Genomic DNA, 14338 nt, shown 5'->3' with positions numbered 1-14338 from the left:
CATGTGCGATTCCGCTAATCCCTCTTTCTAGCAAGCTGCTTTTTATATGCATTAGAGGAAATGTAGGATTATCCAGTAATAATATAGCCTACTAAAAAAGTCTGATATAATAAAAAATAAATTTTTTAAAATTAGGTGGCGGCGCTAATGTTTGCTGAAGTAAATATTCAAGAAATAAGTTCGACTATCACCAAGTTGTTTCAATCCTTTCCTGTTAGGGTTGAAGTAGTGTTGCAGGATGATGACCAAAAGTCACTGCCGCTAAAGTGTCCGATCATTAGTAAAATCAAAAAAACCGGTATAGATGTATTCATTCGTAATAAAGCAAAGCACAGTACGTGTGAATTATGTTCTCTGAAAAATGATTGCGTGGCTGAAACCACCATTATTAAGCCCATAACCAAGAACAAAAAAGTAATAGGGGTTTTGCTGGTTACTCCCCTGGATGGACAGGCAGGCTGGCTGAATAAGAACTTCGATAATATTGAAATCCAGCTTGACTTTTGCTGTGAATGGATCAGCAATAAAATTGAAAATGATGATTTGAAAAAGGAAAACACCTTGGTTTTGGAAGAAATGATTGGACTGTTTTCTTTTATTCAAGAACCCATTTTAATCGTTGGCCTTGATGGAACGATTCATAGCTTGAGCAATAATGTCAGCAAGGAGTTTAACAAAAGCAAGACGGTTTTACTGGGCGAAAACATCAACGAAATAATGTCTGCTTCCGATTGGCTGAAAATAAAGAATGTCAAAAACCAGCAGGATTTTAAAATATCTATTCCTTCTTTAAAAAGCGAACAAGCAGAACATATAGCGAAAGTTAAACCGCTTCTAGCAAATGGAGAAATCGTTTCATTTCTTATCAAGTTGACATCTATCTATGATTCAAAAAAGAAAATGACTGAACAAAGAGTCCTCTACACGTTTAAAGATGTGAAAGGAACGAGCGACTCCATTCAAACGGTTGTTGACATAGCTAGACGTGTGGCACCCAGCGATACCTCCATTTTACTGAGAGGCGAGAGCGGGACTGGGAAGGAAGTTTTCGCACAAGCGATCCATCAGGCAAGCAATCGAAGAGATGGTTCGTTCATTGCATTGAATTGTGCTGCCATTCCTGAATCTTTGTTGGAAAGCGAGCTTTTTGGACATGTTAAAGGAGCTTTTACTGGTTCAAGTGGAGACAAACCAGGCAGATTCGAAATGGCCAATGGCGGGACGATCTTTCTTGATGAAATTGGAGACCTGTCCCTCCATTTACAGGCAAAACTGCTGAGGGTTGTCCAGGAGAGGAAAATTGAGCGGGTTGGAGATACGAAAAGCACTCCCGTTGATGTCCGAATTATAACTGCCACTCATCGCAATCTTGAAGAGCTTGTAGCAAAGGGCGAATTCAGAGAGGATTTATACTACAGGCTAAATGTCATTCCCATTACGATTCCACCATTAAGAGAAAGAAGAGAGGATATTCCGCTCCTCGTTGAACACTTTTTGAAAAAATTCTCCAGGGAGCTATTTCGCTCACTGAAGAGACTTTCTAACGATGTTTATGAAATCCTCCTTAGTTATCAATGGCCGGGGAATATCAGAGAACTGCAGAATGTAGTCCATCATTTTGTCCAATTAGAGATTGGTGACCTGGTAACCATGGAAAGCCTGCCAAAATATTTAAGGGATTTATATGTTAATGGCACAAAAATTGAACAGGTTGATAGCCTTGCTGTTTCAGGTAAAAGGAATACCCATGTGGAAGAAAAAGATTTGATCATTGAATTATTGAATCAGTATGGCAGGGATACTCCCAGTAAAAAGAAGGTTGCGAAACACATGAATATCAGCTTGCCTACTTTATATAGAAGAATTAGCAAATTCAATATTAAATAATGAACAGTAGCTGAGAAAAATGATAAAACTGAGAAAATATGAGAAAAAATGATAAAATGTATGATTACCGGTGCTTACCGGTCATTTTTGGCTTTCTCATTATTTTAAAATTCTCGTAATTCACGTAAATTAAATCTTGTCATTCCCATCCACCCCGGGCTTGATGGGGATTTCTTTTTTTGGCACACTTCTTGCATTATAAAAAGAAAGGAGCAACAACCTATGTCTTGGCAAATTAAAAAGCAGGATATACCACTATTGGCAATAGGAGCAAAGATTCTATCTTGTGGCGGAGGCGGTGATACCAAGACGGTACAGAGTTTATTAATGTCGATCATGACGGATGAGGACTCAATAACCGTAAAGTCCATTACGGATATAGAGGACGAATGGATTGCTGCGGTTGGTATAATGGGTTCTACCATTTTATATGATGAAAACATCCCCAGCGGCCAAGAGGGAGTCCAAGTCCTTGATGTTTATGAATCGACCAGTCAAAAAAAAGTCGATGCACTTATCCCTATAGAAATTGGCGGCGTGAATGCCCTGACTCCGTTAGTGACGGCGGTCATGAAAAAGTTGCCTGTTGTGGACGGAGATGGAATGGGAAGGGCTTTTCCTGAGATATCTATGACAACCTTTCATCTCTCGGATATTCCTTTATCACCATTCGTCCTGCAAACACATGATGAAAGCACTTTAATTGATGGTTTGGAGGATATTGATAACATAGCAGAATTGGCAAAAGATTTTATTGTGAGAAATGGAGGGTGTGCCCATTTCCTTTGTTACGCTGCTAATGGAAGAAAAATGAAAACATCTATGGTTCCAGGATCATTAAATTTAATTCATCGGTTAGGAACTGCCGTCAAAAAAGATACACAAATAAGCCGAAAAATTGAAGAGATGCACAGGGTGTTCGAAAACTCAATTTATGGAAAACCTCTAGAAATCATCAGTGGTGTGGTTTCTAAGGTTAACCGGTGGTTTGAAAAAGGATCATTAATTGGAAAGCTCGTAATAGATGGGCGGTCTGTTTTTTCAAATAAAAGGATTGAAATAGAATTCAAGAATGAGTTTATTTCTATAAAAGAGGATCAGTATATTTGTACAACGCCTGATCTCATCCTTGTTTTGAATGAGGAAAATTTATTCCCCTACAATGTTTCCGAGATTCAGGCGGGTCATTCCGTCATTATTTTCGCTCTACCAGCTCCAACGATTCTTCGAACAAAAGAAATGCTTGAGCTCGTGGGTCCAGAAAACTTTGATTTAACCATATCCTATAAACCTCTGCCAGGAGAATTAGATCATGAAACTGGGAATTGATGTGGGAGGAACAAATACAGATGCAGTGATTGTCAGGAATGATGGCAAGCTTCTTTCCTGGTCGAAGCACTTAACAACGAATGATATTATTTCTGGAATTGAGTTGGCTGCGAAAGAAGTGTTAAAAGAAGCGAACATCCCGCCAGACCAAATAAAAGGTATTTTCTTAGGTACAACTCATGTGCTTAACGCACTATATCACCCTGTCAATCTTTCTAAGACGGCGCTTATCCGTATCACGAAAAAGCCTTCGTTAATTGAACCAGCTTTACAATGGCCCGAAAATTTAAAGAAATATATTTCAAAGGTTTATCACTTTAAAAGTTCTTATGATTACACAGGCAAAATAAAAGAACAATCAACGCCTAATCAAGATGAAATCGAGCAGTTATACCACGATATAAAAAAATACGGTATTGAGTCAATCTGTCTTGTGGGAGCTTATTCCCCGTTATATGAAAGTGAAGAACGGGAAATTCGCGACCGTATTAAAGATTCTTTTCCTGAGATACCTATCACAATGTCTCATGAAATCGGAAGTACCGGATTCATAGAAAGAGAAAATGCCACACTTTTAAATGCAATAATATCCAAGGTGATCCGCCAGGCAATGATTGATTTATCGACATTATTTAAGAAACTTTCATTAGAATGTCCATGTTGGTTAACTCAAAATGATGGCTCACTTATGGGAATCCAGGAAGCAATTGATTACCCTATTTTAACAATTGGGTCCGGGGTCACTAACAGTATCAGAGGGGCCAGTATCTTGAGCGGCTTGGACCGCTGTATCGTCGTCGATGTCGGTGGAAGTACGATTGATATTGGAAAGATCCAGAACGGCCAGCCGGAAGTTTCTATAGGTTCGACATCTATTTTGGATATAGATGTAAATATGCGGGTTCCAAAGATGTATTCCCTTCCTTATGGCGGAGGCAGTCTCATTTCAATCGAAGAAGAATCAGTCCAAATAAAAGAAACGATTGCCAGCGATATTGAACAACAGGGGATATCATGGGGCGGTGACACTTGGACATTAACCGATTCTTTCCTTAAAGTTTATCCAGATTCCTTTTCAGATGAAAAAATAACTCTAAAGGGATTAGATAAACTGTCAGAGGATGACTGTCAAAAAGTGATTAAAACAGTGACGGGTGAAATCAAGAAAAAGATATCCAAACTTCAGCTGAGTAATGAAGCCCTTCCGGTTGTTTTAGTAGGCGGAGGAAGTTCATTACTTGTGAATAGGTTATTTGGAAAATACCAAAAAGTTTTCCATCCCGCTGGCTTTCATATTTGCAATGCAGTTGGCGCCTGTTTCGCACCTCTTAGTGCCCAGGTGGATAAAGTGTTCTGGCTGAGAGACAAGACGAAACAGGAAATAATCGATGAGGAAAGGGAACAACTGGTTCAACAGCTGTTTCTGAAAGGAGCAAAAAGAGACAGCATTGAGCTGGTATCTATAGAAGAGTTCCCCTTTGATTATATGAAAGGGGAGGTTTTGAGAATCCGTTTGAAGACTTTAGGAGAATTGGAGTTTACTTCTGATGGAGGTGATGGGGTCGTTTAATTTTTTTATGAGATAAATATTCGGAAAATTCCACAAATTAAAAGGAGTGAAAGTAAATGAAAATCAAAGTAATCATGCCAATCACATCAGATATTTTTAATGAGGAAATTCTGGAAGAAGTTAAATATTATGCATCTGAAACAACTGAAGTTGGAGTGACCAGCCTTGATTATGGGCCTGCATCTGTTGAAAGCGAATATGATGAAGCGCTGTGTGTACCTAATTTTCTGGAAAAAGCTAAGGAGGCTGAGGAAGACGGATACGACGGTGTCATCAGTGACTGCTTCGGTGACCCTGGAGTAAAGCCGGCAAGAGAAATTCTGGACATTCCGGTTGTTGGTGCTTGTGAATCCTCGATGCTGTTCGCAAGCTCATTGGCTAAATCATTTTCTGTCGTGACAGTGCTGCCGAATGTAGTCCCTATGATTGAAAACATTAGCAAAACATTAGGGGTCAACGGTAATTTAGCATCCGTCCGATATGTAAATATTCCTGTATTGGAAGTTCACGATAAGGATCGGTTAAAAAGAGAATTGTACGAGGAAATGATCAAAGCAATCGAGCAAGATGGCGCCCACGCCTTAGTATTAGGCTGTACAGGATTCATGGGTGTTGCAGCAGAACTTCAGAAACGCCTAAAACAAAACGGGTTTGATGTTCCGGTCATTGACCCAGTATTCGCGGCAACACGACTGTTGGAAAGCTTGATCACAATGGGAGTAAAACAAAGCCGTCTGACATACATGACGCCACCCTCAAAACAGAGAATAAAAGCATAATTGGGATTGAAAATACACAACAAGTACACTCCTGTAAAATCAATTAACAGAACGTTCCGAATATTGAACGGGGATTATGGCTTTCCATGAATAGGGCAAAATCCTTTTTTGTGAAAACCACAGTCAGGGGAGTAAATAATAAATTAAAGGGGTTGGATTTATGGAAGATACAAAGAAATTAGGAGACGATTACTCGCTGTCCAGGGTTCCGAAATCAGCGCGATTGCCAATGTGGGACATCATGCTTGTCCGGGTAGGAGCTCTTGCCACCTTGTCTCAATTTATGCTGGGTGCTGCATTAGGATACGGTATGACTTTCTGGCAGGCGTTTTGGGCCATGTTCTTTGGAAGTGTTATTTTACAGGTTATCAGTTTTCTTATCGGTTATGCGGGAGCACGTGAAGGTCTTTCTACGAGTTTATTATCGCGGTGGACTGGATTCGGCCGATATGGCTCCACTATTATCGGCATAGTTATTGCCATTTGTACGATAGGCTGGTTTGGGGTGCAAAATTCAGTCTTTGCCAATGGATTAGTCCAGGCAACCGATGGTAAATTGATTCTTCCCGTTGCCGCTGCGATAACTGGCATGGGCGTAACGGTATTGGTTATCTTTGGATTCAAGCTGTTAAGCATGACAGCGAAAATTGCCGTTCCTGCCTTTCTATTGGTAGTAGGATTCGGAATCTATCAAGTTCTAAGTGATTATTCGGTTATGAGTTTAATAGGAACTCCACCTCCAGGAGAGGCGCTTTCACTTGGAGTAGGTGCAACAATGGTGGCCGGAGGGTTCATGATTGGTGCAGTCATCACTCCTGATTTCAGTCGGTTTGCACGAAACGGGAAAGATGTTTTTTGGATGACCACGATTGGTACCATAGTTGGTGAGATGGGTGTCGGCATGGTTGCTGTGTTGATGGCCCATGCTGCAAAAACGAGTGATGTTGTCAGTATCATGCTGCAAACATCCGGTTGGCTTGGAGCCGCTGTAGTTGTTTTTTCAACAGTTAAAATCAATAACTTGAATTTATACTCTTCTTCTTTAGGTTTTACGAATATCATCGATTCGTTATTTAGGGTCAAAGTGAATCGTGCAATTGTGACACTTGTGATCGGGGTAATCGGAACAGTTCTATCCATAATGGGGATTCTTGATCGGTTTGTCGACTTCCTTGTTTTACTGGGAATTATGATTCCACCAATTGCAGGGATCATGGTGGTTGATTACTTCGTGTTAAAAACGTATCGTAAAGCACTTGATGAAAGCAGGGAGAAAGGAACCTTGCCAGCAGAGCCTGAAAAAATAAATCCAATTACATTAGTGGCTTGGGCGGCAGGTTTTGGAGGCGGTTATTTTATTCCAGTTGGCATCCCATCCATCAATTCACTATTAATAAGCGGTATCGTCTATTACGTTGGTGTGTTAACGGTGAAAGCATTTCAGGGTAAAAAAGAGCTAAAGGGAAAAGTTGCATAATAAACTTACGTATTATTGGAGGTTTTTAAATAATGAGAAAATTGGGCAAACAGGAAATCGAAGATATCGCGGTTGGCGCGGCCTTACTTGGTACTGGCGGCGGAGGAGACCCATACATCGGCAAGTTAATGGCATTGCAGGCGATTGAAGAATACGGGGAAATCACCTTGTTAGATGTGGATGAAGTGCCAGATGACGCTTTAGTTGTGCCTTCTGCGATGATGGGAGCACCGACTGTCATGCTTGAAAAAGCCCCAAGCGGTGAGGAAGCAGCAGCTGCTTTCAAAAACCTTGAAGCCTATTTAGGAAAAAAGATCTTCGCAACGATGCCAATTGAGGCGGGTGGACTCAATTCAATGCTTCCATTGGCCCTTGCCGCAAAATTAGGTTTACCTGTTGTCGATGTAGATGGAATGGGCAGAGCGTTCCCGGAATTGCAAATGGTCACTTTCTATTTGGATGGTGTCGCCGCTACACCTATGGTCCTTGCTGATGAAAAAGGGAACACCTCATTGCTGTCAACAATCAATAATGTTTGGACAGAGAGGATTGCCCGCGCAGCTACAATTGAAATGGGCGGTTCAGCCATGATTGCCATCTATCCTATGACAGGCAAGATTGTAAAGGAAAGCGGAATTAGCAATATCTTAAAGCTGGAAGAAGAAATCGGCAAAGCCATCAGGCTTGCAAAGCAAAACAATGCAGACCCGATCAAAGAAGTTCTCAAAAAGGCAGAAGGGTTTGAATTGTTCCGGGGCAAAGTCAGTGATATTAACCGGAAAACTGAAACCGGTTTTGCAAGAGGAGTCGCGACATTCGAGGGAATCAATGAATATAAGGGTGAAACGCTCGAGGTCCGTTTTCAGAATGAGCATTTGCTTGCTCAGACCGAGCAGCGCCTCCTTTGCGTCACACCGGATTTAATTGCTGTGCTTGACGCGGAAACTGGCCTTCCAATCACGACAGAAGGCATCAGATATGGCGCTAGATGCGTCGTAATTGGAATGCCTTGCCATCCAAAGTGGAGAACGGAAAAGGGCATTGAAGTAGTTGGTCCTAAATACTTTGGCTACGATGTTGATTATATTCCTGTAGAAGAACTTGCGAAAAAAGGAGTGACAAAATAATGGGCGTATATCGTATTGGAATTGACGTAGGTGGAACCCATACAGACGCGGTCCTATTGGATCAGAACAATAAGGTGATTTCGGAAACAAAATCACCGACCACTGAAGATGTAGCAACAGGCATTTATACAGCCATGAAAAAAATAATCAACGATGCGAATGTTCCTCGTGAACAAATCAAATATGCAATGCTAGGGACCACCCATTGCACAAACGCCATCGTTGAGAGGAAAAGATTGAATAAAATTGCAGCGATTCGCATTGGTGCCCCGGCTACATTGGCCGTCAAACCACTGATTGGTGTACCGGACGACCTCCGCGTGGCACTTGGAAAGTATGTATATCTTATTCGGGGAGGGCATGAATTCGATGGGCGGGAGATTGTCTCTTTAGATGAAGAGCATTTATATCAAATAGCCGAAGAAATCAAAGGGGAAGTGGATTCTATCGCCATCACTTCAGTCTTTTCTCCTGTATCGCAAAAACATGAACAGAGGGCAAGTGAAATACTGAAAGAAGTACTTGGGGACGACGTATCTGTTTCTTTATCATCAGAGATCGGCTCGGTAGGATTGCTGGAAAGAGAAAATGCGACGATCCTCAATGCTGCTGTTGTCAAGGTCGCTAAAACTGCAGCGGACGGATTCATCAATGCACTGAAGAACGAAGGGATTGAGGCGAGAGTCTTCTTCGGACAAAACGATGGAACATTAATGTCGGTAGAATATGCGGTTAAATACCCCATTTTTACGATTGCCTGCGGACCAACGAATTCTTTGCGAGGAGCATCTTATTTAACTGATTTCTCCGATGCGATTGTGGTGGACGTTGGCGGAACAACTTCTGATATTGGCGTACTCGTTCAATCGTTCCCAAGGGAATCCTCATTGGCAGTAGAGATAGGCGGAGCGCGGACCAACTTCCGGATGCCCGACCTTATTTCCATCGGCCTTGGGGGAGGAACAATCATTCGCATCCAGGACAATGGCGAATTCACGGTTGGACCAGACAGTGTCGGGTACCGCCTGCCGGAAAAAAGCCTGATTTTTGGAGGAGACACTTTAACTACAACGGATGTTGCAGTAGCCCTTGGAAAAGTCGATCTTGGTGATCCTTTAAAAGTGGCCCATCTTGATAAGGAATTATTAAATCGAGTCTATGATAAAATGGTAGAACTCGTCGAAGAAGCGATTGATAAAATGAAAACCAGCTCAACACCTGTACCGGTCATTCTCGTTGGCGGCGGCAGCATTTTGCTGCCAGAAGAATTAAAAGGAGCTTCAGAGGTCATTCGCCCTCACCATTCAGGAGTGGCAAATGCCATCGGGGCGGCGATCGCCCAGGTTAGCGGACAAATTGAAAAGGTGTATGCCCTAGCAGAAATCAGCCGGGAAAAGGCGCTGGAGCATGCCAAGGAAAAAGCGATGTCAGAAGCGATTAATGCTGGTGCAGATCCCGATAGCCTGGTCATTGTCGATATAGAGGATGTTCCGCTTGCCTACATGCCAGGAAACGCGACCCGTATCCGTGTTAAAGCAGCAGGTGATTTAGCACAAGTTGAAATGAATGAACTGGTGTAGTACGAACTGGATAAGAAAAGCGCAAGTGCCCTGTTAAGCCCCGACAAATCATCTCTACCCGGAAAGTCGCTCTTTGACTTTTTGGGAGGAGGTTATTTGACCTCGAGGGGCTGGGCGCTGGAGCTAGACAGTTATCGATAATATAAAAAAGCTCTAGTCCAATCTAGAGCTTTTTCTAATACTGTATTATCAAATATTGGAGGAAAAGAATATGAGGATAGAAACATACATAGAGGAAATCAAAAATAAAACATTAATCATTGATACCCACTTTGATCTTTTAATGGATGTGGGTATCCAAAGGGAAAAAGGCAGAAGGAAGGTGATTGAAACAGATTACTGGCCGCGTTTAATGAAGGCGGGGTCATTATCATTATCGCGGCCATTTTTATCGACAGCGGATTTTTACCCGAGATGGGTCTGCGAAAAGCGCTCAATCAGGTTAGTGCATTGTACGAAGAAGTACAGGAGTCCCCGGATAAATTGATGATTTGCAAAAATAGAGACGATATGATTCTGGCACAGCAATCAGGGAAAATTGGTTTCTTATTATCCCTTGAAGGAGCGGAACCAATTGGAACTGATTTAAGCTTATTAAGAGTGTTCTATGAATTGGGTGTCCGAAACCTTGGCTTGGTTTGGAGCAGAAGTAACGCGGTGGGATATGGCAGCCATTTCAGTCCGATAGACCAAGGGACAAAGGGTGGAATAACCCACTTTGGAGTGAAGGTAATTGAAGAGGCCGAAAAGCTTGGAATGATGATTGATGTTTCCCATTTGAATGATGAAGGATTTTGGGATGTGATCGAAATGTCAAAAAAGCCGATCATTGCATCACACTCGAACTCACGGGTTCTTTCGAATACGATGCGTAATTTAACCGATGAGCAGATGAAAGCTATTGCATCAAAAGGCGGTGTGATTGGAGTCAATGCGGTGTTGTATATTAACTGAGTCAATTAAAAGGGGTAAATTGGGATACCGTGGCGATTACGCTTGAACCGAATGCGGACAGTTAGACACCGAAGGGACGACAGTGTTAAAATCTTCTCTATAATTTAGTAAAACCGTAGCACTAGTATAGTGACAGAGTTTTATTTTTTGTCTCGTCTTTATTCAGTCCTAAAACTTTAAAAATTTTTAATGCCACGGGCTTGACTCCAAGCATTTTCAATCCTATCTAGATGAATTTTGTTATCGATTTAATCGAAGGAAATTCAAAGGTGAATGGTTCAGCCGTTTAGTGGCACTATGTGCCACCAACAAACGCCTTTGCGTTCGAAAGAACGGTATGTAACCAGTGTAAATGGTCTGGACTTTCTTTGGCATCATAGACTTGATACTCGTGATTAAAACCAGCTCCATCAAGCGCTCGGTAGGAATGATATGCATCACTACTAATTATTGAGCCTGGTTGGATCCGTTTCTTTGCAAAATCAATTAAAGTTTTCGCTTTATAAGAGCAAAGTTCTTCTCTAGGGTGCGTTCTTCCTCCAACTCTTTTAAGCGCCATTGCAATACTTTTTTATCTTTGACCAGCTGTTTCATTTGTGATTTTATGTACTTCATGCGATTTACCTCCTCTAAGATATTCAATCTATCCACAAAGTATAGGATTCTCGATTTGTAATGGAATGATAGTGGGAAACCTATCAGTATGATTATGCTGTAGGGAACAATATGAAAAAAAATATGAATTTGCTTTTGTGCTTTCTTTTTCATGTCATTATCCGCTTTCACTGCTGTATATGCTCTTGAGGAAACAAACAAATTCATCACTATAACCAGTAAGCAAATGGATGGCACAGGTGATGGCAAAAAGGATACGAAATTATTAAAAGGAGAACCGTATGACATAGAAAACGGGTATATCTAATAAGAAATTTTCAATATCAAGCCGATCAATTAACTGTTCAAATGTTGCCGTTATTTGAATTGCCAAATAACTATTTACCTTAAATATGATATGATCCCATATTTCTTCATTTTTTTATAAAGAGTAGCCCGTGTTATACCTAATTCTTTTGCTGTTATACTTTTGTTCCCATATGTCGTTTGAAGTGTTTGAAGGATTCTTTCTTTTTCTAATCTTTCTTTTTCATGAAATAATGATCGCACTGTAGTATCAATAGTTCGCTTTGCTTGCGGTAGGAGCTGGTCAATGTCATTTTCAAAAATTTCACTGCGTTCGTGAAGTACAACTAATCTCTCTACTAAATTACGCAGCTCTCGTATATTACCTGGCCAATGATACTCGGTCAATCGATGGACTGTCTCCCGATTAATTGCAGGTACTGCTTTGTTATATTTGATAGAAAGTTCTTTTAAAAAATCATAAAGTAAAAAAGGAATGTCATCTTTTCTTTCTCGTAGTGGAGGGATCTGAGCAGAGAATACATTTAGCCGATAAAATAAATCAGAACGAAATGTTCCATCTGAAACCATATTTTCTAGAATACGATTGGTGGCGGCAATAATCCTAACATTAACTTTTATCGGAGTTTGTCCACCTATGCGATAGATTTCTTTTTCTTGTAAAGCCCTCAAAAGTTTGACCTGCATATCCAGTGGAAGTTCTCCTACTTCATCTAAAAATAGAGTTCCTCCCTCTGCTAATTCTAGTTTCCCCGGTTTTCCTCCTTTTGAAGCACCTGTATAGGCACCTGCTTCATAACCAAAGAGCTCACTTTCAAACAGGGCATTAGGAATCGCCCCGCAATTAATCGGAATAAATGGTTTTTCGCTTCGTGAGCTTTCTTCATGTATGGCTTGGGCAAAAAGTTCTTTCCCAACACCACTTTCTCCGCTAATCAAAATCGTTGCGCCTGTCTTTGCTACTTTTTTTGTGTCATGAATAATCTGTTGAATTGAGGCATTTTTTCCTTTTATCTTATTAAATGGATCATCTAGATGATTTTGAGTGATTTGTTGTTTTAGCTGCTGTAACTCTTTAGAAGTAGAGGTTAATTGTTCATGTAATTTTATTGTGGCGGAAATATCTTTTTCCACTGACATACTGCCAATAAGTTCTTTGTTTTGATTGTAAATAGGGCTCGCGCTTATTAAGACATGCTTGTCAGGCCGAGGAATGTGATACATATCTCGGATGGACTGCTGGGTTTCGAGAACCTTCAAATTCATAATATCCTCTTGTTCAAAAAAATTGCGAATATTCCTTCCGATAATCTCTTCTTTTTTTATATGGTACGTTTTTTCAGCTGCTTCGTTCCAGAATACCATTTCTCCATCTGTGTTTATGACAGAAATGGCTTCTTCTAATGAAGACAACAACGTATGAAGGGTATCAAGGGCAAAAGAATCGTTTTTTTTCATATACCACCTCGAAGATTTGATTGATTAAATTTTAAAAAAGTGTTTAAAAAATATACACTTTGTATACAGTATTGTTGATAAAAATATACATTGTTTAAGTTAAGTTGTAAACAAAGTTTGCTGAAAATTGACAAACTTCGCTTTTTTTTGTTTTGGCACAGTTCTTGCAATAAAATACAGTAAGCAACTATTGAAACCTTGAAAATATTTTAAAACAGACGAAGGTTAAATATATTAAGAGGGATAGGAGGTAGATGAATGTTAGTTATAAATGCTAATGAACAAAGAAATTTAATAGATATGAATGAGGTTATAGAACATGCTGCAGTGGCACTAAGTGAATTTTCGGCCTCCCGGACAATTACTCCCATTCGTTCGGCTCTGCCATTCGGTAATTCTCAAAATACCGCTTTAGTGATGCCCTCAGTTGCAGAAGAGCTTAGGAGCGTGGGAGTAAAACTAGTAAACGTAGTCCCAGGTAATAAAAAATTAGGTAAGAAAACGATAAATGGAGTAGTTATTCTATTTGATTTTGAAACAGGTGAACCGCTCGCTTTATTGGAAGGCTCTTATTTAACAATGATACGAACTGGAGCACTTACTGGTGTTGCAACTAAATATTTATCTCGTCCTGATTCTAAAATAGTAAGCATAATCGGGACAGGGGAACAAGCAACTGGTTTACTAGAAGCCATCCTAGCTGTTCGAGACATAAAAAAAGTCTCCCTTTATAACCGGACGCCAAGAAAAGCAAAAGAGTTTGCTAAATACATTGATCAAAAATTTAGCGTGGATGTACAAGTGGGTACGGATTCAAATCAGGTTGTACATGAAGCGGATATTATTGTAACGGCTACGAACTCTCTATCACCGGTTTTTACAGATTTGATAAAGCCTGGTGTTCATATTAATGCCGTCGGTTCATTTCGCCCAGCTATGCAGGAATTGCCATCTCACGTTTTTTCTACGGCCGAGAAAGTCGTTGTGGAATCGAGGCATGCTGCACTAGAAGAAACAGGTGATTTGCAAATACCGATTCAAGAAGGTCTGTTTCACAAAAGCAATATTTATGCAGAGCTTGGTGAAATTGTTAGTGGTGAACGAAAAGGTAGAGAAAGCGTTGAGGAAAAAACTGTTTTTAAATCTGTCGGACTTGCCGTTGTGGATTTAGTAGTAGCGCAATATTTATATGAAAAAGCTTTAAAGCATAATGCTGGAACCAACATTCAGTTGTAAACAGGCTTTTGTGCAGAAGA

General features: G+C 40.5%; 12 protein-coding genes and 1 pseudogene. 10 read left to right on the top strand and 3 right to left on the bottom strand.

The window, feature by feature from the left end; all coding sequences use genetic code 11:
* Positions 1-147 precede the first annotated feature (147 nt).
* The 9 genes from CCK98_RS20970 to CCK98_RS20935 all read left to right on the top strand — a co-directional run bounded on the left by CCK98_RS20970 (position 148) and on the right by CCK98_RS20935 (position 10703).
* On the top strand, positions 148-1887 hold the full coding sequence (locus CCK98_RS20970) for a sigma-54-dependent Fis family transcriptional regulator (protein WP_088088358.1): 1740 nt from the start codon (positions 148-150) through the stop codon (positions 1885-1887).
* Between the two features lie 222 nt (positions 1888-2109).
* Positions 2110-3216, top strand: coding sequence for a DUF917 domain-containing protein (locus CCK98_RS20965; protein WP_088088357.1), 1107 nt, complete (start codon positions 2110-2112; stop codon positions 3214-3216).
* The gene (locus tag CCK98_RS20960; protein ID WP_088088356.1) at positions 3200-4786 is read left to right on the top strand and encodes a hydantoinase/oxoprolinase family protein; all 1587 of its coding nucleotides are present in this window, start codon (positions 3200-3202) and stop codon (positions 4784-4786) included. The genes CCK98_RS20965 and CCK98_RS20960 overlap by 17 nt, the downstream gene beginning before the upstream one ends.
* Before the next feature lie 56 nt (positions 4787-4842).
* Positions 4843-5565 (top strand): aspartate/glutamate racemase family protein, encoded by a 723-nt coding sequence (locus CCK98_RS20955; RefSeq protein ID WP_088088355.1) that lies wholly within the window; start codon positions 4843-4845, stop codon positions 5563-5565.
* 160 nt (positions 5566-5725) lie between these two features.
* Complete coding sequence (locus CCK98_RS20950; RefSeq protein WP_088088354.1) at positions 5726-7042, top strand: cytosine permease; 1317 nt, start codon at positions 5726-5728, stop codon at positions 7040-7042.
* 32 nt (positions 7043-7074) lie between these two features.
* Positions 7075-8169 carry a DUF917 domain-containing protein gene (locus CCK98_RS20945; RefSeq protein ID WP_088088353.1) on the top strand — a complete coding sequence of 365 codons (1095 nt, stop codon included), beginning with the start codon at positions 7075-7077 and terminating at the stop codon, positions 8167-8169.
* The gene (locus CCK98_RS20940) at positions 8169-9749 is read left to right on the top strand and encodes a hydantoinase/oxoprolinase N-terminal domain-containing protein (protein ID WP_088088352.1); all 1581 of its coding nucleotides are present in this window, start codon (positions 8169-8171) and stop codon (positions 9747-9749) included. The genes CCK98_RS20945 and CCK98_RS20940 overlap by 1 nt, the downstream gene beginning before the upstream one ends.
* Positions 9750-9960: 211 nt before the next feature.
* Positions 9961-10236, top strand: a complete 276-nt coding sequence (locus tag CCK98_RS36475) for a hypothetical protein (protein ID WP_256942425.1) — start codon at positions 9961-9963, stop codon at positions 10234-10236.
* Complete coding sequence (locus CCK98_RS20935) at positions 10119-10703, top strand: dipeptidase (protein WP_306298993.1); 585 nt, start codon at positions 10119-10121, stop codon at positions 10701-10703. The genes CCK98_RS36475 and CCK98_RS20935 overlap by 118 nt, the downstream gene beginning before the upstream one ends.
* A gap of 295 nt (positions 10704-10998) precedes the next feature.
* On the opposite strand, the gene CCK98_RS20930 is transcribed toward CCK98_RS20935, so the two are convergent.
* The 3 genes and pseudogenes from CCK98_RS20930 to CCK98_RS20925 form a co-directional block, all read right to left on the bottom strand.
* Complete coding sequence (locus tag CCK98_RS20930; RefSeq protein WP_373408543.1) at positions 10999-11169, bottom strand: transposase; 171 nt, start codon at positions 11167-11169, stop codon at positions 10999-11001.
* Between the two features lie 38 nt (positions 11170-11207).
* A pseudogene (locus CCK98_RS36470) lies at positions 11208-11318 on the bottom strand (hypothetical protein); the annotation flags it as partial.
* A gap of 381 nt (positions 11319-11699) precedes the next feature.
* On the bottom strand, positions 11700-13082 hold the full coding sequence (locus CCK98_RS20925) for a sigma-54-dependent Fis family transcriptional regulator (protein WP_088088350.1): 1383 nt from the start codon (positions 13080-13082) through the stop codon (positions 11700-11702).
* A 258-nt stretch (positions 13083-13340) separates the two neighbouring features.
* Here CCK98_RS20925 and CCK98_RS20920 point away from each other — a divergent pair, with 258 nt between their 5' ends.
* On the top strand, positions 13341-14318 hold the full coding sequence (locus CCK98_RS20920; protein WP_088088349.1) for an ornithine cyclodeaminase family protein: 978 nt from the start codon (positions 13341-13343) through the stop codon (positions 14316-14318).
* Positions 14319-14338 lie beyond the last annotated feature (20 nt).

The sequence above is a fragment of the Bacillus sp. OV166 genome (assembly GCF_900177675.1).
Taxonomy (GTDB): Bacteria; Bacillota; Bacilli; order Bacillales; family Cytobacillaceae; genus Neobacillus.
Note: the sequence above shows the minus strand (reverse complement) of the source record. Positions and strands in the feature narration are given on the sequence as shown.